We start from the raw sequence: 1,309 nt of genomic DNA on the forward strand, positions 1-1,309 counted from the left end.
AACTTTGTGGTACTACAGCCCGTTTATTGAGCAAGTTAGCATTTACTGGCAAGAGCAAGCGACCGAGCAAACACCATTTGTGCTCTTAACTCGCAACAGAGCAAGTGATTGGGATAATTATAAGATCTCCCAGAAAGGGAATGAATTTACGCTTATCCCAACTGCAGTAGACTCTACTCAAGGTCAGTTCCAGATCAATATTGACGCGAAAGGCGTAGTGAAAGGCTTTAACGTCATCGAGCAAGATGGTCAGAAAGGGCTCTTTACATTCAGTAATGTTAAGCTTGGCAAACCAAAAGCAGACAGATTTACGTTCACAGTTCCAAAAGGCGTGGAAGTGGACGATCAAAGGAATTAATAGGTAGTGAGTAATTACACATTAGATTTCTCGGGGGACGAAGATTTTCGTCCCCTTGCTGCTCGTATGAGACCGCAAACTATTGAGCAGTACATCGGTCAGCAACACATTCTTGGCCCGGGTAAACCCCTGCGTCGCGCGTTAGAGGCTGGCCATGTCCACTCAATGATCCTTTGGGGGCCTCCTGGTACAGGTAAAACCACGTTAGCGGAAGTCGCTGCTAATTACGCCAATGCGGAAGTTGAACGCGTGTCTGCGGTGACGTCCGGTGTGAAAGAGATTCGTGCTGCAATCGAAAAAGCGCGCGAGAACAAAATGGCGGGTCGCCGCACCATCTTGTTTGTGGATGAGGTTCATCGCTTCAACAAATCGCAACAAGATGCTTTCTTACCACATATTGAAGATGGAACCGTAACGTTTATTGGCGCAACGACAGAGAACCCGTCTTTCGAACTGAACAACGCATTGTTGTCTCGTGCTCGAGTCTACAAGCTGACTTCACTGGATAAAGAAGAGATCTCACTCGCACTAAATCAAGCGATTAACGACAAAGAACGAGGGCTGGGCAATACGCCAGCGAACTTTGCTGATAATGTGTTAGACCGTCTAGCCGAGTTGGTGAACGGCGATGCTCGCATGTCGCTTAACTACCTTGAACTTCTCTACGATATGGCAGAGGACAATGCGCAGGGTGAAAAAGAGATAACACTCAAACTGCTTGCTGAAGTAGCCGGGGAGAAAGTCTCTCGCTTCGATAATAAAGGCGACATTTGGTACGATTTGATCTCCGCTGTGCACAAATCTATTCGTGGATCAAACCCAGATGCCGCTTTGTATTGGGCTGCTCGTATGATAGCTGCAGGTTGTGATCCACTTTACATTGCCCGTCGATTACTTGCGATAGCATCGGAAGATGTCGGCAATGCGGACCCTAGAGCCATGCAAGTTGCA

General features: G+C 47.5%; 2 protein-coding genes. Both read left to right on the forward strand.

Annotated elements, in window-relative coordinates; translation table 11 throughout:
- On the forward strand, window positions 1-358 hold a 358-nt coding region (gene lolA, locus R7O12_RS25230), incomplete at its 5' end, for an outer membrane lipoprotein chaperone LolA (RefSeq protein WP_318126801.1).
- A 6-nt stretch (window positions 359-364) separates the two neighbouring features.
- On the forward strand, window positions 365-1,309 hold a 945-nt coding region (locus tag R7O12_RS25235; protein ID WP_318126802.1), incomplete at its 3' end, for a replication-associated recombination protein A.

This window comes from Vibrio sp. Vb1574 (assembly GCF_033338675.1).